Source organism: Floridaenema aerugineum BLCC-F46, assembly GCF_041929345.1.
GTDB classification, from domain to species: domain Bacteria; phylum Cyanobacteriota; class Cyanobacteriia; order Cyanobacteriales; family Aerosakkonemataceae; genus Floridanema; species Floridanema aerugineum.
Map to the genome: position 1 here is coordinate 17,966 of NZ_JBHFNQ010000235.1, position 21,382 is coordinate 39,347.

19 protein-coding genes and 1 pseudogene are annotated in these 21,382 nt (G+C 42.6%); 17 read left to right on the forward strand and 3 right to left on the reverse strand.

What is annotated here, in order from left to right; genetic code table 11:
* Positions 1-33: 33 nt before the first annotated feature.
* The 5 genes from ACE1CC_RS32910 to ACE1CC_RS32930 all read left to right on the forward strand — a co-directional run bounded on the left by ACE1CC_RS32910 (position 34) and on the right by ACE1CC_RS32930 (position 4,984).
* A complete protein-coding gene (locus tag ACE1CC_RS32910) occupies positions 34-627 on the forward strand; it encodes a gamma carbonic anhydrase family protein (protein WP_413274657.1) in 594 nt (197 codons plus the stop codon).
* A 101-nt stretch (positions 628-728) separates the two neighbouring features.
* The gene (locus ACE1CC_RS32915) at positions 729-848 is read left to right on the forward strand and encodes a photosystem II protein Y (protein ID WP_413274658.1); all 120 of its coding nucleotides are present in this window, start codon (positions 729-731) and stop codon (positions 846-848) included.
* A 619-nt stretch (positions 849-1,467) separates the two neighbouring features.
* A complete protein-coding gene (locus tag ACE1CC_RS32920; protein ID WP_413274659.1) occupies positions 1,468-2,286 on the forward strand; it encodes an RNA polymerase sigma factor in 819 nt (272 codons plus the stop codon).
* Positions 2,226-3,875, forward strand: a complete 1,650-nt coding sequence (locus tag ACE1CC_RS32925) for a tetratricopeptide repeat protein (protein WP_413274660.1) — start codon at positions 2,226-2,228, stop codon at positions 3,873-3,875. The genes ACE1CC_RS32920 and ACE1CC_RS32925 overlap by 61 nt, the downstream gene beginning before the upstream one ends.
* A 200-nt stretch (positions 3,876-4,075) precedes the next feature.
* On the forward strand, positions 4,076-4,984 hold the full coding sequence (locus tag ACE1CC_RS32930; RefSeq protein ID WP_413274661.1) for a PLAT/LH2 domain-containing protein: 909 nt from the start codon (positions 4,076-4,078) through the stop codon (positions 4,982-4,984).
* Positions 4,985-5,146: 162 nt separating this feature from the next.
* Here ACE1CC_RS32930 and ACE1CC_RS32935 read toward each other — a convergent pair whose 3' ends face one another.
* Positions 5,147-5,344, reverse strand: coding sequence for a DUF2283 domain-containing protein (locus tag ACE1CC_RS32935; protein ID WP_413274662.1), 198 nt, complete (start codon positions 5,342-5,344; stop codon positions 5,147-5,149).
* On the reverse strand, positions 5,341-5,601 hold the full coding sequence (locus ACE1CC_RS32940; RefSeq protein WP_413274663.1) for a DUF4258 domain-containing protein: 261 nt from the start codon (positions 5,599-5,601) through the stop codon (positions 5,341-5,343). Before ACE1CC_RS32940 ends, ACE1CC_RS32935 begins: the two co-directional genes overlap by 4 nt.
* Positions 5,602-5,654: 53 nt before the next feature.
* On the opposite strand from ACE1CC_RS32940, the gene ACE1CC_RS32945 reads away from it, so the two are divergent.
* Positions 5,655-6,935 (forward strand): bifunctional folylpolyglutamate synthase/dihydrofolate synthase, encoded by a 1,281-nt coding sequence (locus ACE1CC_RS32945; RefSeq protein ID WP_413274664.1) that lies wholly within the window; start codon positions 5,655-5,657, stop codon positions 6,933-6,935.
* Positions 6,936-7,170: 235 nt separating this feature from the next.
* On the opposite strand, the gene ACE1CC_RS32950 is transcribed toward ACE1CC_RS32945, so the two are convergent.
* A complete protein-coding gene (locus ACE1CC_RS32950; RefSeq protein ID WP_413274665.1) occupies positions 7,171-8,463 on the reverse strand; it encodes an ABC transporter substrate-binding protein in 1,293 nt (430 codons plus the stop codon).
* Positions 8,464-8,602: 139 nt separating this feature from the next.
* Here ACE1CC_RS32950 and pilM point away from each other — a divergent pair, with 139 nt between their 5' ends.
* The 11 genes and pseudogenes from pilM to ACE1CC_RS33005 form a co-directional block, all read left to right on the forward strand.
* On the forward strand, positions 8,603-9,709 hold the full coding sequence (gene pilM / locus ACE1CC_RS32955; RefSeq protein WP_413274666.1) for a type IV pilus assembly protein PilM: 1,107 nt from the start codon (positions 8,603-8,605) through the stop codon (positions 9,707-9,709).
* A gap of 2 nt (positions 9,710-9,711) precedes the next feature.
* On the forward strand, positions 9,712-10,575 hold the full coding sequence (locus ACE1CC_RS32960; protein WP_413274667.1) for a PilN domain-containing protein: 864 nt from the start codon (positions 9,712-9,714) through the stop codon (positions 10,573-10,575).
* On the forward strand, positions 10,572-11,384 hold the full coding sequence (locus tag ACE1CC_RS32965) for a hypothetical protein (protein ID WP_413274668.1): 813 nt from the start codon (positions 10,572-10,574) through the stop codon (positions 11,382-11,384). The genes ACE1CC_RS32960 and ACE1CC_RS32965 overlap by 4 nt, the downstream gene beginning before the upstream one ends.
* A 110-nt stretch (positions 11,385-11,494) precedes the next feature.
* Entirely contained in the window at positions 11,495-13,885 is a 2,391-nt protein-coding gene (locus tag ACE1CC_RS32970; RefSeq protein WP_413274669.1) for an AMIN domain-containing protein, read from the forward strand.
* 428 nt (positions 13,886-14,313) lie between these two features.
* The gene (locus ACE1CC_RS32975; protein WP_193980691.1) at positions 14,314-14,592 is read left to right on the forward strand and encodes an HU family DNA-binding protein; all 279 of its coding nucleotides are present in this window, start codon (positions 14,314-14,316) and stop codon (positions 14,590-14,592) included.
* Positions 14,593-14,612: 20 nt separating this feature from the next.
* Entirely contained in the window at positions 14,613-15,695 is a 1,083-nt protein-coding gene (gene cobD, locus ACE1CC_RS32980) for a threonine-phosphate decarboxylase CobD (RefSeq protein ID WP_413274670.1), read from the forward strand.
* A 190-nt stretch (positions 15,696-15,885) separates the two neighbouring features.
* Positions 15,886-17,334 carry a dihydrolipoyl dehydrogenase family protein gene (locus tag ACE1CC_RS32985; protein ID WP_413274671.1) on the forward strand — a complete coding sequence of 483 codons (1,449 nt, stop codon included), beginning with the start codon at positions 15,886-15,888 and terminating at the stop codon, positions 17,332-17,334.
* 270 nt (positions 17,335-17,604) lie between these two features.
* Entirely contained in the window at positions 17,605-18,384 is a 780-nt protein-coding gene (locus ACE1CC_RS32990) for an aminotransferase class IV (protein WP_413274672.1), read from the forward strand.
* Between the two features lie 185 nt (positions 18,385-18,569).
* Positions 18,570-20,417, forward strand: a complete 1,848-nt coding sequence (ftsH3, locus tag ACE1CC_RS32995) for an ATP-dependent zinc metalloprotease FtsH3 (RefSeq protein WP_413274673.1) — start codon at positions 18,570-18,572, stop codon at positions 20,415-20,417.
* 202 nt (positions 20,418-20,619) lie between these two features.
* Positions 20,620-20,826 carry a glycogen debranching protein gene (locus ACE1CC_RS33000; protein ID WP_413274674.1) on the forward strand — a complete coding sequence of 69 codons (207 nt, stop codon included), beginning with the start codon at positions 20,620-20,622 and terminating at the stop codon, positions 20,824-20,826.
* A 302-nt stretch (positions 20,827-21,128) separates the two neighbouring features.
* Positions 21,129-21,218, forward strand: a pseudogene (locus ACE1CC_RS33005) (transposase); the annotation flags it as partial.
* Between the last annotated feature and the right edge of the window lie 164 nt (positions 21,219-21,382).

Sequence of the window (21,382 nt, forward strand, 5' to 3'; positions counted from 1 at the left end):
GTACCAATGGCTCTATTATAGCTGACATGAGCTATGCAGGCATTTTATCAGGAACGATCGCAGATTGTGGAAAATATCAACCCCTTATTCCCTAATTTGTCATCCTATTGGCCTACTCCCGATTTGTCAAAGGCCGCTTTTATCGCCCCCAATGCCACTGTTATGGGTTGGGTAAAAGTAGCATCGGGAGTAAGTATTTGGTACAACGCTGTAGTTCGCGCCGATGTGGAAAAAATTTCCCTTGGTGAGTTTACTAATATTCAAGATGGGGCAGTTTTACACGGCGACCCCGGACAACCTACAATTTTAGAAGATCACGTCACCGTTGGACATAGGGCGGTAGTTCATTCCGCTTATATCGAACGGGGTTGTTTAATTGGCATTGGCGCAGTCATTTTAGATGGAGTCAGAGTCGGCGCAGGCAGTTTAATTGGTGCAGGTTCTATTGTAACTAAAGATGTTCCGCCTTTGTCTTTAGTCGTAGGTGTCCCCGGTAAACGAGTCCGCGAAGTTTCAAAAGAACAAGCCGAAGAATTAATCGTCCACGCCGAACGTTATCACAAGTTGGCTTTGGTTCACGCTGGTAAAGGCACAGATTTAGGTTTCCCTCCTCCGCTTTTACCTTGAAATAATTTCGTCGAGACTCTAGAAATTTTGCTCACTTGATCGCAAAATATAAATTAAAGATGAAAGCTGCTTCATAAAACTTTAAAGAGGGGAAACAAACTATGGATTGGCGTGTAATTGTGGTATCGCTACCACTCTTGGTTGCAGGCGGTTGGGCTGTTTACAATATCGGTAAGTATGCCATTGCTCAAGTTCAAGCCTTTTTGAGCAAGCAAGCCTAAGATAGGCTGAATATCAACGTAAAATTATAAACCGTCTCCTGTTTTCGGGGGCGGTTTGTTTGCTCAGATGAGATTTTCCGAGTAAAACTCCTTATCTTAGTCCAAGAAGGCCGAAGGAAAACAGGCTTGTACAAAACTATTTTCCCTTGCTGTGACAATTCTGTTTGATTCGTGAACGAAATATTGCTGAAAAGCTTACCTAGCAAGTCCGGTTATTTTCTATTTTTTTATATTGCTAGATCTCAATTAAAAAATTTGTAAAATTTTCTAAAACTAATTAAATCTATCTTTAGTAGATGTTAAATTGATACTGGATATCATCCAGATGTACAGTCTGATTGTTAGTCCACCAGGTATCTACTCCTTTCTAGTAACAAGATTATCTACTGATATTTATTCCAGACCTCAGTGGGTGCGGTCAATTATTTGTTAATTGAGATTGACGCTCCTGAGTTGGTGATGTGGAAATTTTTTCTATATCACCAAAGGAGTTTTGACCACATTCTTTCCTAGTGTTCCAGAATTCACTACCAGCATAAATATTGTTAGACGAGAACGGAGTAACAGCTTTTGATTTTAGGGATTGACATTGATCCAGACTCAATTCGGTATAAGAGTTATGTCCAATTCTCAATTAATAACTTCAAGAATAGTATCTTCTTTGGAAAATTCCGCTGAAGATCAAGAGAAAGTATTTTGGCAGCAATGGGAAAAGTATCAAGATCATCTTTACCATTGCTGTCTGAAGTGGATGGGGGGCAATCCAATCCATGCTGAAGAAGCCCTAAGTCGAGCCATGTTAAAAGCTTGGGAGAAGGTACGAAATGGTACTGTTACGATCGACAATTTTAAAGCTTGGTTGATCCAACTAACCTATAACCTTTGCATGGATATACATAGAGAAAACAAAAGGGGCAACTTTAAGGTAAAAAGTTTGGATGCAATCGCTGAAACAGAGGAAGTGGAATTGGTTTTCCAGTTCAATACACCTGAAAGTGCAGCAATGCAGGATGAACTGAAAACTATGATCCACTGTGCTATTGAGGATTTACCCTCCAGACTGCGCGAACCGTTTACTTTACACTTCATTTTGGAAAAATCCTATCAAGACATTACTCAAGAGCTAGGAATCTCCTATAACAACCTTTGCCAACGCATTTCCCAGGCGCGAGAAATTCTGCAACAGCGTTTAAGAAGTTACTTATTAGGGTTGGATGATTCCCAGTTAGATTCCTCTACAGCATCAGGCAAAAGGGAAAAATCTGGAGTCGAAAAATTCCTCTGCGGAACTATTGCGCCTGAAGCAATGATTCCTTCAACCTTCAGTAAAAAAAAGTACTTTGACTCTTGCCCTAATTATTATCAAGTAACAGCAATATGTCTAGAAACAGTGCCTCATGCCTGGTATCAGTCACCCAGTCCTCTGGGGTGGAATTGAATGTTCACTTAGTCTTAGACGAAAAGCCCAGCCGACAAGACCAAAAACTGAAAACATTAAGCCAGTATGTACAACAATATGCCTCTGGTTGGAAAAAACGCTTGGAATTAGCCAATCTGCTCTCGGCAAAGGGTTACTGGGAGCAAGCGGTAACGGAATATCGCCAGATCGTTGAGCGGCAACCCCAATTAATCGATGTCTGGTTGAAATTGGGGAAACTCTTGCAGCTAATGGGAAGGAAAGCTGAGGCGATCGAGGTTTATCAGAGTGCCAGGGGATCGGGAAGCAATCAAGTAATAGAGCAGCATATTACCGGATTAATTGCAACTTGTCAAGGTGACACCAAAAAAGCAATCCTCGCCTTTGAAACTGCCGCTAACCTAGAACCAAACAACGCCGCCCACTGGCTGGCTTTGGGACAATTACAGATTGGGAGAGAAAATCCTCTGGCAGCTTTACGAGCCTTTGACGAGATTTTGTCACTCAACCCAAATGATATCGTGGCTTTGATTCACAGCTATGATGCGCTAATGGCAGTAGGCAATATTCCCCAAGCACAGCAGCAGCTAGACAAATTAATCCTTTTAGCTGCCGACGATCTTCGAGTACTGCAACGGCACTTGGATCAACGTTGCCAGATCAAATTGGTATCTGGTGAACAGGGAAAACTAACTAAAAAGATGATGAGCGCGGCTCTACAACAAGCTCCGAATGCGGCTGATGTTCACAAATCTTTAGCATATTATCACATTTTCCGGGGAGATTGGGCGCAAGGCATCAAGGTGTTGGCAGAGTTTACTGAAAAATATCCCTATAACCCTAACGGTTGGTATCACTATGGGCGGTGTTTGTTCGACACAGGCGAATATCAGGCGGCAGCTGAAGTGATGCTCAAAGTCTATCGCTTGTATCCAGATGATTGGGAAATCTATCGAGCATTATGTGAGATTTTGCCTCTCTCTCTGACTCCCCCCTTGGCAAGAGGGGCTGGGGAGGATCTCCAAATGGCAGAGGAGGATAACTTATTCCTGGCTTCCCTAGTCGAAGAAATGCTAGAGCGTTTCCCGGAACGCTGGAGTGTTTGGGCGACGGCGGGACGGCTTTTAGTAGAAAGTTTTCAGGAGATTAAACGGGGATGTAGTCTTTCGCTGCGAGGAACACAACTTCAACCCCAGTTAGCTGATGCTTGGTTTTGTCATGGGCGAGTGTTAGCTTTGGCGGGGAAACATCAGAAAGCTGTGACGGCGTTAGAGAAAGGATGGCAGTTGTTACCCGAAACAGGAGGATATCGGCAATCTGTGTCTGCTGCGGTGTGGCTGGGGGAAAGTTACCAGGCGTTGGGGAACGATCGATCCAGTCGTCAATGGTGGGAAGAAGCTTGTCAGGGAAGTGAAAAATTCCGGTTATTTCACCCAGTTATGGCTGATTACTGGCAAGGAAGAGCTTTAGAAGGGTTGGGTGATGCTTTGGGGGCGATCGAACTTTATCGAAATGCCTTAACTCAACAGTTGCTTTATCCAGTTCGTGACGAAGTGAAACACCGGATCAAACGTCTGAGAGCTAAGTTACGAAAGCGCTCTCGTCCTTAATGCTGATTTTTCGGGTGCATTTTTTAGGCAAAAAAACGCCTCTAACTCAAAAAATTCAGAAATTGCCCTCTGGCAACGTCTTATTAGTGTAAAGAACAAATTTGGAGATTTTTCTCATGGTACAAGGTGGCGGATCAACAAGCCCTATGTACTAAGTTTTTTACACAACTTTCATTTTTAGATCGTTCAAGGACATAACTATGCCAATTTACAATGTAACCATTAAGACTGGCGATGTTGGGGGAGCAGGAACTGACGCTGACGTGCGTATCCAACTATTCGGCGATCTTGGAGAGACTGACAGTAGTGGGTACTTGTTAGACAAGAGTGGTTACGATGATTTTGAACGTGGGGATCAAGATACTTACCAAGTAAGGACTGATAAAGAGTTAGGGAATATAGAAAAAGTCCGCCTTTGGCACAATAACGCTGGAAGCGGTGCTGGCTGGTATGTAGATTGGATTAAGGTTGAAATATCCGGTTTTACTTGGAATTTTCCGGCTTATCGATGGTTAGCTACAGATGAAGACGATCGTAAGATTGATGTGACATTCCCAGTTGCTACTGGTATCCCTATTCCTTTCATTAAGGATGAGAGAACAGAATATGTCAGAATTAGCCGGAAAGATGAAATTTTCGATAATCTAGGGAATGAACAACCACTGAAAAAAGAGTTTTCTTTTAAAACAACATACTCTAATGAAGTGCGGTATGAATCTACTAACACTACCGAGAACAGTATAGGTGTTACGACTAGTGTTTCTGTACCCATTAAAGCAATTAGCCTTGGAATAGAAGCTACCGCATCCTTAAAAAACACACTGGAATCTAAATATGGTAAAACTGATTCTACTGTAAGAGAAGTATCAGAGACAAAACCCATTGAAGTAAATCCCCGTCAAATTCTGATTGTGTCAGGAATTTTGACGCAGGAAACGCGGGTTGGTACGATTACTCGTGGCGATCGCTCCTTTCCATTTCAAGTACCTGTAGGAGAACCGCAGTACAGAGAAGCACGGTTTTCTTATACCAAAGGCTCTCCGGCTCCAGATGATGCAGCAGAGATGGAAATAATTCTCAAAAGAGCGGGCAGAACAATCCCTTGGTAATAATCCGAAAAAAAGTGCAGTCAATTTTTTATTTGGCTCATAACTAGTAAATACTGAATTATGCAGAGCGATCGCTAATCTTCCCCAAGAAAATGCGATCGCTCTGCCCATTTAAGCTAATAACTCATCTACAGAAACTTATGTTAAGTTGATTGACGGTAATTATGTGGCGATCGTATATTCAACAGAACTAGGATTATCCATTCGTTGAGAAGCATCTAAAATTTCTAACCCGACAATATTCCCATCTCGATCGTAGTCAATCACGAACCCTGGTTTTTCTTCATCACTTTCTTCTATGGGTAGGTTGTTAAAGACAATTCTTAACACATCAACTTCTGGATCGTAGGTAATTTTCATGGTGTTTGCCAATATTTATTGATATTACTAGTTCTGTAAACTGTGATTACCACTGCTGGCTCAACATCATCTATGACAATAACGCGCAGTAAAAATATTTTACCATTGCCAAAGTCAATTTGTGATTGATAAGCTTTTCTACCTTCCCTTTCAGAAATTATTTGCTGGGGATTATTTAAGACAGATTCAACAAAGGCAAGTGGTATATTTCTGCGTTTTATTTCGATTTGAGCATGATTAGAAAGAATGTAGTTCATAAAAAATTGGCAAATGTTGTAACATTAATCTTATCTCCTAACAAAGCTCTACCGTGTCCATCGATTCTCTCCTCCAACCTTTCCACCACTTCGGCGTTAATTTGGGTTTAGAACGCATCGAAAACCTACTCGCTAATTTAGGCAATCCTCATCGTCAAGTTCCGATCGTCCACGTCGCTGGAACTAATGGCAAAGGTTCGGTTTGTGCTTATCTTTCTTCGGTACTAACCGCCGCAGGTTATCGCGTCGGTCGTTATATTTCTCCCCATCTGGTCAGTTGGAACGAACGCATTTGTATAAATGACAATCCTATTCCTTTGTCGGAGTTAGAATCAGTAATCTTACAAGTAAAATCTGCAATTGATTTAGAGACTGAATCTCCCACTCAGTTTGAAGTAATTACCGCCGCCGCTTGGTTATATTTCGCTCAACAAAAGGTGGATATCGCGGTGATTGAAGTGGGGTTGGGCGGTCGGTTGGATGCGACTAATGTTTGCGATCGCCCCCTCGTCACCATCATCACTTCTATTAGTCGCGAACATTGGCAGGTTTTAGGTTCAACTTTGCCTGCGATCGCCATCGAAAAAGCGGGGATTTTAAAACCTCTTTGTCCGGCTGTTATCGGTCAGTTACCCCCAGAAGCTATGGCGGTTGTCAAAAACAAAATTCAAGAGTTAAATTGTCCTGCGGTTTTCCCAAAGGCGGCTCAGGAATTAAAAACCGCAGAGACACAGAGGACGCGGAGAAAAGAGGAGGAAAGATGGGTTGAGTATGAAGGAATAGAGTTTCCTTTGGGTTTGTTGGGTGAGTTTCAACTTGCTAATTCGGCTTTGGCGATCGCTTCTCTTCAATTCCTCCAAAAGCAAGGTTGGAATATTCCTTTAAATGCCATTGTTTCTGGTATGGGTTCGGCTCAATGGCCGGGAAGATTACAATGGGTTAATTGGAACGATCGTCCTATATTAATAGATGGCGCTCATAATCCGGCAGCTGCGATCGCTCTTCGTCACTATATTAATAGTCTCAATCCTCAATCCGTAACTTGGATTATCGGTATGCTTTCCACAAAAGATCATGCTGATGTCTTTCAAGCTCTACTCCAACCAAATGACCAATTACATCTCGTCCCCGTCCCCGACCATTCTTCCGCTAACCCTGAAGATTTAGCATCCCTCGCTCAACAGCTTTGTCCCCAATTATCTTTAATTCAAACTTATCCCAATCTTTCCTCTGCCTTGGAAGTTGCTGTGACTTCAAATCCAGGTTTAACTGTTTTATGCGGTTCTCTCTATCTACTCGGTTACTTCTTCCAATTAGCCCAAAAATCTCTCTGAAAATCGCCTCGCTAAATCCTTTCTTTTTCCTAGTTCTTGTCAATTTAGCAAATTTGCCTTATATTCGTTTTAGACATGGTTTAATGGAAATCTAACCACTATATAAGAGCGCACAGATTCCCATTATTAAAATATACACCAAAAAACCGCTGTTGGCAACTATAAATAGTACGTTGTTGCGCTTTAGCGCCACTACCGATAGCGCTGAAGCGCAACAACGTACCTAAGAACGTACCTAACTTTGATTCCATTCCGTCGCCGCATCACTTAGAGCTTTGTCCACCGACTTTTCGCCCAACATCGCCGCTTGCAAATTATCGTAAATTAAGCGTTGCAAGACATTCACATTCTTAATAGCTGGAACTAAAACCTCCGCCTGTTTCATTTGACTAGCACTGACGACACGCGCTTGCTCTAGAGTCGAAGAATTAGCAGCAACAGACTGAAAATAGGGATTAGCTAACGCCTTGACAGTCGAAGGTAAAACATTAGCTTGTTGAGCAAAAGCTAATTGATTTTGGTCATTAGTGACAAACAAAGCAAACTTCAAAGCGGCATCAGATCGATCGCTATTTCGGGGAATTACTAAATTCATCACCGCCACACTTTTCTTACCAGTTTTCCCAGTAATTTGGGGTGCAGTAGCCGAAACTTTAGCAATTTGCGGCGCATTCTTACTAATAGTATTGAGGAACTGAGCACCCGTTACTAGAATTGCCGTTTCTCCAGCTTGGTAAAGTTCAATTCCCTTTCTATGACCTTGGGTTAAAACTTCCTTCGGCAACAAACCTTGTTTATATAAATCTACCCAATACTGAAAAGCTGCCTTACCTTCAGGAGAATTAAACGCCGCCTTTCCTTGAGCATCCACTAACTTTACACCCATCTGCACCAAAGACTCCAACACCTCCGCCGAATCTTCTGGGACGAAAGTAATAAAAAAAGCGTACTTACCCGTTTTTTCCTTTACTTGCCTTGCTACTTGTGCTAAGTCCGCGTAAGTAGCGGGAGGTTTAGTAATACCCGCCCGTTGGCACAAATCTTTGTTATAAATAGTTATTTGAGTTGCTAAATACCAAGGAATGCCAAAGCTCTTCCCGTTAAAAGTGCTAGCTTGCCAAATATTTGGTAAATAAGACTGGCGCAAAGCTTTGGGAATTTTACCATCTAATTCCAGCCAAGCATTACGGGCAGCTAATTGGGCAGCAAAATCCGGGTTTAAGTTTACTACATCCGGGGCAGTTTTAGCAGAAACCGCTGTTAAGATCTTGCTTTGCATATCATTCCAAGGTACATCTACCCAACGCACCTTGACACCTGCATTTTGGGCTTCAAAACTAGCAATTAGCTGGTTAAAGTAGTCTGTAAACTGCGGCTGTAACTGCATCGTCCAGAATTCCACTTCCTGACGACCAGATGTAGCTTGATTATTGCTCACATTGCCAGTACCACAACTGACAATCCAACTGAGCAATAGTCCTAATAAAGCAAACACAGTTAAACGTTTCCAAGTTTGGTGTCGAATCATGTCAATAAAAGATCGCACTTTCAGGACAAACGTGGTAATCCTAGACTAAATTGGGTAGCAGGTATATTAAATTTATCTCAATCAATAATTTTTCTACTTGCTGTTGCAAATTAAACTTGACACAAAACGGGCTACAACAGTGGTTAACTTCATAAGTAATCTATTTTCCAAGCGTAAACCTGGTATTGGCATTGAATTAGGGCCGGAAAGGGTAAATATTGCCCAACTGCGAAAACAAGGGCATGGCTACAAAATATCTACCTTACATTCGGTAGAGGTGCCAGAAGGAGTTTTCCAAGAAGGAATGATTACCGACCCGCCAACGATGGCGGAAATCATTCAAACTGCATTAACGGAAAAAAAAATTAAGGCAACAAAAGTTGCTAGTGCTGTACCGGGAGCAGCGGGAGCAATTGTTAGAATCATACCAGTTCCAGCGGAATTGGATGATAAAGAACTCCGCAGCATGGTATTAGATCATGAGGCAGGTTTGTATTTGCCTTTTCCCCGGGAAGAAGCTGATGTGGATTATCAGAAACTCGGTTTCTTTACCGATGAGGATGGGATTGAAAAAGTGCAAGTGCTCTTAGCAGCAGTGCGGGAAGATGTGACAAATACTTACATCGAGACGTTTAAACAAGCTGGTTTAACTCTTGATGTTTTAGAGATTAATAGTTTTGCACTAATTCGGACAATTCGGGAACAATTACGGCAGTTTTCTCCGCAAGAAGCTGTGGTATTAGTAGATGTGGAATTTGAAAGTACAGAAATTGCGATTATTGTAGATGGGGTGCCGCAATTTTCGCGGACTGTGGCGATCGGAATGTTCCAAATTCAAAGTGCTCTCAACCGGGCGATGAATTTACCGAGTACCAGAAATACTGATTTCTTGAAAAGTATGACTATTCCTTCGACACCACCAGATAGTGTTCGCACTGGTTCTACGGGGATTAATCCGGGAATGTCAGCTATGCTGAGGGTGTTGGGAGAATTAGCTGATGAATTACGCCGCTCGATCGATTTTTATTTAAATCAAAGTAACAATTTAGAAGTGGCACAATTACTATTAGCAGGGCCCGGTGGTGGTATTGGTCAACTAGATGAATTTTTCACATCTCGGTTGAGTTTACCTACTATTCAAGTAGACCCAGTAGCGGCACTATCTTTGGAAGTTGGAGATGAAATTGCCTCAGTACAACGACCTGGTTTAGGTGTTGTTCTGGGCTTAGGACTTAGGGAGGTTTAAAAATGTACAGTTTAGATGTTAATTTTCTGAAAGATCGGCCTGAGTTTGTGAAACCAGAGCAGAACAAGAAAAAGAAGAACTTTAATGTCAGTGGTAATGTACCATTAGTTGCGGGCATTGCAGTTGCAGCTTTTCTGCCCTTAGCGGTAGCTGGGTTTTGGTGGTGGCAACAGTCAGAACAAAGTAGCTTAGAAGCAAGAATTGCTCAAGTTCAAGCAGATTTGGATAAAGCTGCTAAAGAACAAGGAGAATTACAAAAAATTCGCCAAGAAACTAATTCATATAAACAACAAACTCAGGCGTTAGCTAGTGTGTTTGAGCAAATTAGACCTTGGTCAGCAATGATAAAAGATATTAGCGAAAGAGTACCACCAGGAATTCAAATTACTTGTATTGCTCAAATTCCAGCTAGTGGTACATCTTCTTCTAGTAATGGTTGTCAAAATGTACCCAACCCACCTACTACCACAACCAGTTCTGCTCCCACTACTACTACAGCTAATGCTCCAGTAGTTGTGCCGCAAGACAAAGTAGAAATAACCGGGATAGCTTCGTCATTTAATAATGTGAATGACTTGATATTAACTTTGCAGCGATCGGCATTTTTAAACAACAAAGAAACTCGCTTAGTCACCGCTAGATTGGTGGATAACCCGATTAAATTAGAACGTAATCCGGGGACTCAACAATCGAATGGTAATAATTTCCAAGTGCCAGCATTACCCCCGGTTGTACAATTTAAAGTTCTCACCAGCCTGAGTGATAAAACGGCTTCTCAATTACTGCCCCAATTATACAATTTGGGTGATTTAGGATTAACTGCTCGCATGGAAGCCCTCAAACAACAAGGAGTTATTAAAAAATGAGTAATGCTGATTTGACCTTAGACGGACCTGAACAACAAACAACCGAAAATGGTGGTTCTAGTAGTCTGTTTGGGATTCAATTGACCCCACCTGTAATTGGTGCCTTAATAGGAGTTTTAGGATTAGGTGCAGCTGGTTATCTGTTCTATCAGTTTGTGATGCCAGTAATGCAAAAAAATGATGAACTTAGAGCAGATTTGGCGAAAAAAGAATCAGAACTCAAAGAAAGAGAAAATTTTCCTGAGTTAATGCAAAAAGCAGTTGCCGAAAGCAATGAAGCAAGACGACAAAAAAACACAGTTGCGGCTTTATTTGGTAATGAACAAAGCCTGAAAACTTTGCTGCTCGATCTGAACAAGCGTATTGAAGCTAGAAATACCAATCTGAAGCCAGAAGATATTAAGGCGAAATTGACAAGATTTGACCCAGACCCAGGTGCTTCTGGTATTGTTAATGATGGTTCTTTTGGTACCCTAGCAAATAACCAAATATACCGTCAGGTATACAACATGGAAATGCAAGGGACTTTCGATCAAACTAGAGTATTTCTGATCGACTTAGAACGACAAAAGAATCTCTTGGTAGCCAACAACTTTAGGACTTTGTTGGATGGTTCTTTCCAAAGAATAGTGGTGGACAGGCAGCAGGGTCAAATAGTTCCTGTGGGTAAACCAGCAACTAGTATTACAACTTCCTTTAAATTAAATATGCTCCGACCGCTGACCCCAGAAGAACAAAAGTCGGTACAACCACCACCAGCATCAGATAAAGGAGGAACTCCTAGTCCGGGAGCAACTCCTAGCCCCTAAGTAGCTCTCTCTATTGCTTATAGTCAATTGAAGTGCTATAAGCAGCGTAAGTCAATGCTAGCCATATAATATAGCCTGGGTCAGTCAACTTGTTAGTGTGAGGAGGCAAGGTGAAGTATAATCAAGGACTCGGTGGATTGTTATTTGGGGGAACAGCGGTTCTCCTAGCCACACAGCCTGTATGGGCGGCTCCCACTCAAGTGACGGGAGTAAGAGTGCAGCCAGTAGGTAACAGTATACAGGTAATATTGGATACGAAGGAAGGCGATCGCCCACAAATATTTACCGTCAATCGCCAAAATGTTTTTGTAGCCGACATTACCAATACTCAGCTACGTTTACCCCAAGGTAAAGAATTTAATCAGCAAAACCCCGCACCAGGGATTGCTGCTGTTACGGTAACTCAATTAGCTCCTAATAGCATCCGGTTACAAGTTGTAGGGGCAAATGGAACGCCTTCAGGAGAAGTTGCCAAACAAAGCGAAGGCATCACCTTCAATTTGAATATGGGGGGTGGTAGTGCAGCAGCAGCACCTAGAACACCTACCGCAGTTCAGCCAAACGCAGCACCCGCCCCCAATAATCCGACAACTGCTCAGGCACCAGCTAATCAAACACCCTTAGTTCCGAATCCGACAATTACTTATGAGGGTGGCCCAGCACCAGCAGCCGGAGCAGTACAACCTGTGAGTCCCGCCCCACCTTTTCTACCTAGAGCAGTTGCGCCCCCGGTGGGAGATATTGCGGTTTCGGAGGTAAATTCTACTGCTAGTGCGATCGATTTGGGAACAGCGGAACGAGTGCCACGATTGTTATTACGTGATGCTCCCGTCAGAGAAGTATTGACTTTGTTAGCCCGTGCTGCTAATCGCAATGTAGTATTTTTGACTGGGCAAGCCGGGGCACCGGGACAACAGGGACAACAACAACAACAACAAGGACAACAAGGTGCTGCGGCTACTTTGGATTCGACAATTTCTTTAGATATTGAAAACGAACCGCTACAAGAAGTTTTTAATTATGTATTGCGGATTACAGGGTTACAAGCTAACCGCAGTGGAAATACGATTTTTGTGGGGAATAATTTACCAGAAGCAGCTAGTAACATTATTGTGCGGAGTCTGCGTCTGAATCAGGTTCCGGCTGCAACTGCCGCTAACTTTTTAACTGCCCAAGGTGCGGAAACTCAATTACCCATTGAACGGGTACAAATTAATACTATTGGTGAAGGTGCAGCTGCTAGGACAGTAGAAATTAGAGAACCAGATATTAAAGTACTAAGGGCGCAAAGAGGTGTTGGGCCGTTAATTCTTTCCGGTTTGTCCGTGTTGACTAACGAGCGATTAAACTCAATTACTTTAGTAGGCGACCCCCGGAAAGTAGAAATTGCGACAGCTTTCTTGAGCCAACTGGATGCGCGTCGTCGTCAAGTGGCAGTTAACGTCAAAATCATCGATCTGAATTTAAATAACTCCGATACTGCTGGTGCTAGCTTCTCCTTTGGAGTTGGCGGAGCCTTCTTTACCTTTGATAATGGAGCCGCAGCCCTTAACTTTGGTCGAGTTAGACCACCAACAATTGAACAGGTTAGAGACCCCGTGACCGGACAGTTTAGCCCACCTGTTATTGGTAACGATCAGTTCCTTCCCAATGCAAGCCAACTTACACCTTTCAGTGATGCTCAACCAAATGCTCCTTTTGGTAGCAGTACAGGTTTCCCGTCAAGCTCAGGAAACCCCCAATTTCCTTTCGGTAACTTAATCCGTCCACCATTTGGTACAAATATTAATCCCCTACAACCAGGAATCAGTTCTCAAACTGGTCTCCCACAGTTACCACAGCTGTTTCAGTTCCCTCAGAGGTTATTAGGATTTTTGCAGGCGCAGATTGTCAGTGGCAATGGCAAAATCCTGACAGACCCGACATTGGTGATTCAAGAGGGTGAGACAGCTACAGTAAATATAGGTCAGGAAATCATTACCAACGTAGTTACTGAAAGAGAGAATGTGGGTGGGCTTATTGTTCCGACCCAAAGGTTTGAAAAAGGCAATGCTGGTTTGACTTTACAAGTCCGAATCGATCGCATCGACGATAACGGCTTTGTGACTCTGTTTGTGAATCCGACAGTTAGTACACCTGGGACTCAGATACAATTAACGGGCGGTGCAGTAATTACGCTGCTGCAACAGAGACAATTGCGTTCTGGGTTACTTCGTCTCCGCGATGCTCAAACTTTGATTATGTCGGGAATTATTCAGGATGAAGACCGTACAGCAGTCAGAAAAGTACCGCTTTTGGGTGATATTCCGATTATCGGGGCGCTTTTTAGACAAACAAGTAGAACCAATGAGCGTAATGAAGTGATTGTGATGCTGACTCCTCAGATTCTTGATGACTCAGGTAATGCACCGTTTGGTTATCGTTATCGACCGAGCCCAGAGGTACAACAATTGCTGCGGCAACGTGGTTTTACTCCGCCGAATAATAACCCGCAACCTTAAGTAGAGTAAAGGCGATCGCACGAAAAAACGGGGAAGTTTGGAAAAATTAATTTTTGCCGTCTTCATCTTCTCCCGTTGGCGGCTAATTAGTCTCTAATGCTTACTCAGTGGGGATTTCAGGGCTTTTGAGGCTAGGACTTCAGAGGGAAAATTTGGGCAAAAATCTAAGGTTTTGCTTAAAAAAGTCCTGAAATCCATATATCTTAAAGGTTTCACCATTCCATATTCAGCTTGTACACCTTAGAATAAGGCAGTGAAACATTGGGTAGATGGGCATTTCAGCGTTTTGTTTGTTGAACCCCTCTCTCGTTGCTGAGTGAATAGGAATTTTTACTTAGACCTAAATTCATTCAGGTGCCCCATACCACAGGGATTGGATGGGGTGAAAAGTCACCAAATGCTGATTTCTAAGGAGTTCAAGCAAGAACATGAACAAAGGTGAATTAGTTGACGTAATAGCTGAAAAAGCTAATGTAACCAAGAAGCAAGCAGATGCTGTCTTGACAGCAGCTTTGGATGCGATCGTGGAAGCGGTTTCTTCTGGTGATAAGGTAACGCTAGTGGGTTTTGGCTCTTTTGAACCACGCCAACGGAAAGCTCGTGAAGGCCGAAATCCGAAAACTGGCGATAAAATGGAAATTCCAGAAACCAGAGTTCCGGCTTTTTCTCCAGGCAAACTGTTTAAGGAAAAGGTCGCGCCTCAATAATCGTCACAGGGACAGGTTCTTTGTTCAATCGACCACTGCATGGGGGGAATATTGCCTGGGCAGCTGCACTCTCCGGCTGTTCCCCTGATGCTATTTTAGATTTTTCCGCCAGTATCAATCCTTTAGGCCCACCTGAGTCAGTGATTGCGGCGATTATGTCGCACTTACCAAACCTGAAAGCTTATCCTGACCCGGATTATCATCAGCTAAGGGCATCTTTGTCGGAGGTGCATCAAGTACCTCCTGACTGGATTCTTCCGGGTAATGGTTCAGCAGAGTTACTGACTTGGGTTGGCTGGGATTTGTCCCAATTAGATCGGACTTTCCTGATTACGCCTGCTTTTAATGATTACTGGCGGGCTCTTAAGGCGTTTAATGCCAGTGTTGTGGAATTGCCTTTGCTGAGTGCAGCAAAAGAGGTGCTCAGTCTAGAGTTTCTAGATTGGCAAAAATTAACTTCCTCGTCACTCAACAATGGTTTGCTGTTGAATAATCCGCACAATCCGACGGGTAAATTGTTTTTCAAAGAAACTATTCTGCCTTTGTTGGAAATGTTTGCTTTGGTGGTGGTGGATGAAGCTTTTATGGATTTTCTGCCACCGGATCGAGAGCAAAGTTTAATTCCTTTGGTGTGTGAGTTTCCGAATTTGGTGATTCTGCGAAGTTTGACTAAGTTTTATAGTTTACCTGGTCTGCGATTGGGGTATGCGATCGCCCACCCAGATCGATTGAAACGCTGGCAAGCTAAACGTGACCCTTGGCCTGTCAATGTTTTAGCAGCGGCAGCGGCCCAAGCGGCAATAAAAGATCGAGTTTTTCAACAGCAAACTTGGGATTGGTTACAAATATCTGGCATTAAATTATTTCAAGGTTTAGCCGATCTTCCCGGTTTAAAACCTTATGAGAGTGCAGCTAATTTCTTATTGGTAAAATCAGCGATGTCTAGTTGTTTACTGCAAGAAAAGTTACTCAAAGAAAGTCAAATTTTGATTCGTGATTGTTTGAGTTTTCCTGAATTGGGCGATCGCTATTTTCGCGTAGCAGTACGTTCCCCAACAGATAATCAACGTTTAATTACTGGATTAGCAAAAATTCTATTATGAGGTAGAACTGAGATAAGAGCACTTTGAGGCAGAGCCTCTGTTTTTCGTTACCAGGTTGAACCTGGTAACGAGACGAAAACGAGACGAAAGGAGGTTCTACCTCCATACTCTGCAAGATCTGAGTAGAAGGCAGAAGGCAAAAGATAAAAATTCTCCTTATCACCTTGTCCCAAAAGTCCCAAAAGTCCCTATGCTTGATTATGATTTAGTGGTAATTGGTGGTAGTCCAGCTGGAATTTATGCTGCTGTGAAAGCAACTAATTCTAATGCTCGTGTTGCTTTGGTAGCTTCTCCATTGTTCGGTTCTACTTGGTCAGAATCTAGTTCTAAATATAATAAGTCTCTCTGTTATATAGGGAAAGTGGCGCGAACTTTGGAAGATGCTGCTATATTTGGTTGGTCGGAAAAGGAACAGTTAAATAGAAGTTTAGAATTTGGCGAGACTTTAAAGTGGGCGAAAGGAATAGTTGCTAGTTTGGATGAAAATTATTCTCCTGCTGTGTTGGCTTCTTTGGGTGTAGATGTGATTTTTGGGGAAGGGGAATTTTGTCGTCATGCAACTGATATTGCTTTTGCGGTTAAAGACCAATATTTGCGATCGCGCAAGTACTTAATCGCAACTAATTCTACTCCAGTTATTCCCGAAATAGACGGTTTAGAAAGTGCTGGTTATCTGACTCCTGATAGCATCTGGCAATTGGCAAATGTTGAGTTACCAAAAAGCTTGATTGTGATTGGTAACGATCCGGTAGGTGTGGAACTGGCGCAAACTTTTTCTCGGTTGGGGACAAAGGTTTCTTTAGTAGTTAGTAGTTCTCGGATTTTAGCTAAGGAAGATGAGGAAGCGGCGCTTTTAATTCAGTCGCAATTAGAGGCTGAAGGTATTCAAGTTTTTACGGAATATAATGTAACTCAAGTTAGATGGTTACAAGATAAAAAGTGGATTCAAGCGGGAAATAGAGCGATCGATGCTGATGAAATTTTAATTGCTACTGAATTCCAGCCTCATACTACTGCTTTAAATTTAGATGCTGTGGGTGTCAAGTGCAATAGTAATGGAATTATAGTTAACTCAAAACTCCAAACTACGAATCACCGAATTTATGCCTGTGGTGATGTTTTGGGTGGCTATCGCTTTCCTCATATTGCTAATTATGAGGCACAAATAGCTTTAAAAAATCTCCTCCGTTTCCCTGTTTCCCAAGTTGATTATCGCTACATTCCTTGGGCAATTCTTTCCGATCCAGAATTAGCAAGGGTTGGTTTAACTGAAGCTCAAGCTAAACGCCGCTATGCTGATGTTTTGCTGACACGCCGCTATTTTAAAATGGTTGATAAGGCTCAAATTCGCGGTGAAATTACAGGCTTTTGCAAAGTTATTACTCGTGCCAATGGTGAAATTCTCGGTGCTCATATTGTCGGTGCTGAAGCTAGTGAGCTAATTCATGTTTTTGCTTTGGCTATGCAGCAAAAGTTGAAAATTAAGGCGATCGCAAATCTCACTCCCATCTTCCCGACTTTATCCACAATTAACTGCCAAACTGCCGCCGATTGGCAATCTTACCACCAATTCCAAAACTCCTCTAAACCAAACTTCTGGGAAGGGTTTTTGAATTTAGTTCGCTCTTGGTTTAATTGATAAGGCAGACAGCAGAAGGAATGAAAAAATGCAAAATGTTATAAGTTTTTTGTATAGGTTGGCGAAAATAAAAGAAGCTAAATTGGCTTGTGTCCGGGCGGTTTTTGGCGTATAATTTAAATAATGGGAATATTGCTACAAATAATATTTTTGGCGATATTCCCATTATCTAAATTATAAACTTAAAAGGCTAAAAAAACAATCCCAAAAGCCGAAAAATAAATTTTTTTTTGCTAAATTTAAGATTTTTTTCAACAATTTGATTAAAAGATGTGGTATGCGGGAAAGCTGATTGAGTTGGGGAGAATAGAGTTAGGAATCGACGATCCGGGATTACTTTATGGGGCGACAGTTTTCACGACTTTAAGAGTTTATCATCATTCGTTGGATGATGGGAGAACGAACTGGAGAGGACACCGGGGCCGCCTAAGCAATAGCATTAAAACATTTGGCTGGCAAGAACCAAAATGGGAGAGGATCAGAGAAGGTGCAGAAGTTTTGGGGAGGGAGTTTCCGGTATTAAGAATTACGATTTTTCCCGATGGTAGGGAGTGGATAGTGGGGCGACAGTTGCCGGAAGATTTAGTTGAGAGACAGGAGAAAGGTGTAGTTGCGTGGTTAGCACAAGGAGCAGAATTTAGGCGTAGTCTAGGAGAACATAAAACAGGCAATTATTTAACTGCTTGGTTAGCATTGAATCAAGCGAAAAAGTATGGAGCTAAGGAAGCGATATTAATAGATGAATCTGGCAACTGGTTAGAAACGAGTACAGGAAATCTTTGGGGATGGCAAGATGGGAGATGGTGGACTCCGCCATTAACAGCGGGAATTTTACCGGGGTTAATGCGAAAGCAGTTAATTGATTGGCTTTTAAGTCAGAATCAGATTGTAGAGGAAGAACCTTGGACAGCTGATTTAGTATTGGGGATGGAAGCGATCGCATACAGTAACAGCGTCGTCGAAGTCGTACCCATTCATACAGTGGTGGGGGGATGGGGAGATGGGGGGACAAGGGGACAAGGGGACTCTTGGGACAAGGGGACTCTTTAACTTTTGCCTTCTGCCTTTCCCAGTCCCCATTCCCCAGTCGCCAGTCCCTTTCTCATATTTCTCATGAAAAACTGCGAGATTCCATACCTGATATGTTGCGAATTTCTCAGATAGGTTAAGATAAATTAACATAAGAGTACGCAATAAAGCCGGAACGATAAAAAAGCTTGGAGGATTGACCAAGAGTGAATAAGCAGTGGAGAAATGCAGGGCTATATGCACTGCTAGCCTTAGTAGTAGTTGCATTGGCAACCGCTTTTTTTGACAAACAACCCCAAACGAGAGAAACTTGGCGCTACAGCCAGTTGATCCAGGCAGTTGAAAGCAAACGAGTAGCAAAAGTCAGTATTAGTGCCGATCGATCGTTTGCCCGTCTGACAGATCCAGACGATCCGAAAGGCAAAACAGTTATAGTCAACCTCCCCAACGATCCAGATCTAATCAATTTTTTAACTAACAATAACGTTGACATCTCAGTTTTACCACCAGCTGATGATGCTTTCTGGTTGAGAGCACTCAGCAGTTTATTTTTCCCGATTTTACTTTTAGTGGGACTGTTCTTTTTACTCAGACGCGCTCAAAATGGCCCGGGTTCGCAGGCGATGAACTTTGGTAAGTCGAAGGCGCGAGTGCAAATGGAACCACAAACTCAAGTAACTTTTGGGGATGTGGCGGGTATTGACCAAGCGAAGTTAGAACTTAATGAAGTTGTAGACTTTTTGAAGAATGCCGATCGCTTTACCGCAGTTGGTGCGAAAATTCCCAAAGGCGTACTCTTGGTTGGCCCTCCGGGAACTGGTAAAACATTGTTAGCCCGTGCGGTAGCTGGTGAAGCTGGCGTTCCTTTCTTCAGCATTTCCGGTTCTGAGTTCGTAGAAATGTTCGTCGGTGTGGGTGCTTCCCGCGTCCGCGACTTGTTTGAACAAGCGAAAGCTAACGCGCCTTGTATCGTATTTATTGATGAAATTGATGCGGTCGGTCGTCAGCGTGGTGCAGGTTTAGGTGGTGGTAATGATGAACGGGAACAAACCTTAAACCAATTACTAACCGAAATGGATGGTTTTGAGGGTAACACTGGCATCATTATTATTGCAGCTACCAACCGTCCTGATGTATTGGATGCAGCGTTAATGCGTCCGGGTCGTTTTGACCGTCAAGTAGTGGTAGACCGTCCTGACTTTGCGGGACGTTTGGAAATTCTGAAAGTCCATGCTCGTGGCAAGACTTTGGCGCAAGATGTAGACTTGGAAAGAATTGCCCGTCGGACTCCAGGTTTTACTGGTGCAGATTTGTCTAACTTGCTGAATGAAGCGGCAATTTTGGCAGCAAGACGCAATTTGACGGAAATCTCGATGGATGAAGTCAATGATGCGATCGATCGCGTGTTAGCGGGACCCGAAAAGAAAGACCGGATGATGAGCGACAAACGCAAAGCGGTAGTAGCTTATCACGAAGCTGGTCACGCAGTCGTTGGTGCTTTAATGCCTGACTTTGACCCAGTACAAAAGATTAGCATTATTCCTCGCGGTCAAGCGGGTGGGATTACTTGGTTTACTCCCAGTGAAGATAGACTAGATTCTGGTTTATTGAGTCGTTCTTATCTGCAAAACCGGATGGCGATGCTGTTGGGTGGACGAGTAGCAGAAGAAATCGTCTTTGGTGAAGAAGAGGTGACTACTGGTGCTTCGAGTGACTTGCAGCAAGTTGCAAGGGTAGCACGTCAGATGGTGATGCGCTTTGGGATGAGCGATCGGGTTGGACAAGTTGCGCTCGGTCGTCAGCAAGGTAATATGTTCTTAGGCAGAGATATCATGTCAGAACGTGATTTCTCCGAAGAAACAGCAGCGTTGGTAGATGAAGAAGTTCGCCTTTTAGTTGATGAAGCTTATAAACGAGCTAAGGATGTGTTAGTAAGTAACCGTTCTTTGTTGGATCACTTATCAGCTTTGTTAATTGAAAAAGAAACTGTAGACGCTGATGAATTGCAAGAAATCTTGGCAAGCAGCGATGTCAAAATGGCTTCTTTAGCTTAGTTAGATTCAAGAGTGATTTAATTGGGGTAATTCGGGTTTTTCCAGAATTACTCCTTTTTTTTTGAACCGCGTTCGCGTAGCGGTGCGTAGCACTTAGACGCGAAGAGCGCGAAGAAAGAAGAAGAGAGACGGAAGAACGTCAAGGGAGTAGTTAACCTGAATTTGGTATAAAATGCTTTTTAAAGGTTACAGGAACTAAACCGTGACTATTTGGGTAAACGAACAGATCGATCCATCAGGTATTATCTATTCTTGTATTGCTACTTGTGACGAAGAGCAAGCCAAAGATTGCCATAAATCATTTCAGGAGAACTTGACGGAGGAGCAGAAGTTGGCAGGTTGGGTAGTGAGTCTGCGAACTGTAGAATCATGGGAAGAAGTGCCAGTAAGTGCTTTGAAATTGAATTAATTCTGGTCTGTCTCACTGCGATTTTAAAATAAGGAAAGAAAATAAGGCGAATCAAGATGCTTATGCTTAATGCAGAAAAATTATTAACGATCGCTGTAATGATAGGGTGCCTGTAAAAATTCTATTCTATCTTCACTGACTAGGTAAACAATGCGATCGCTTTGAGTTAATACACTTCCTCAGTCAGTCCAAATCCTCAGTCAGTCCAAAATTTTGACCAAAGAAAATGGGATACAAGCCCCGCCCTTGTAGGGGGGCTTTAATTGTGTTAAGCTAATTGCCGTAGAAGTTTTCCACGTCAGATGATAGTTTTAGAGTTTAAAGCCCAAGGGAAAACAACTCAATACAAAGCTATTGATGAAGCAATTAGGACTGCTCAATTTGTGCGAAATTGTAAATTTGCTCGAAGTTTTTACAAGCTTGATTATAGCTTGTCTGACTCAGCATTTTTGTTCCTCAGTTTATTAGTTTAATAATAAGGTATTTTCTTTAGAGCAGATCAAGCCAGAAAAAATCTCTCCAAACAGTCGAGAAAAGGTGAAGTTTAATAGTTGAT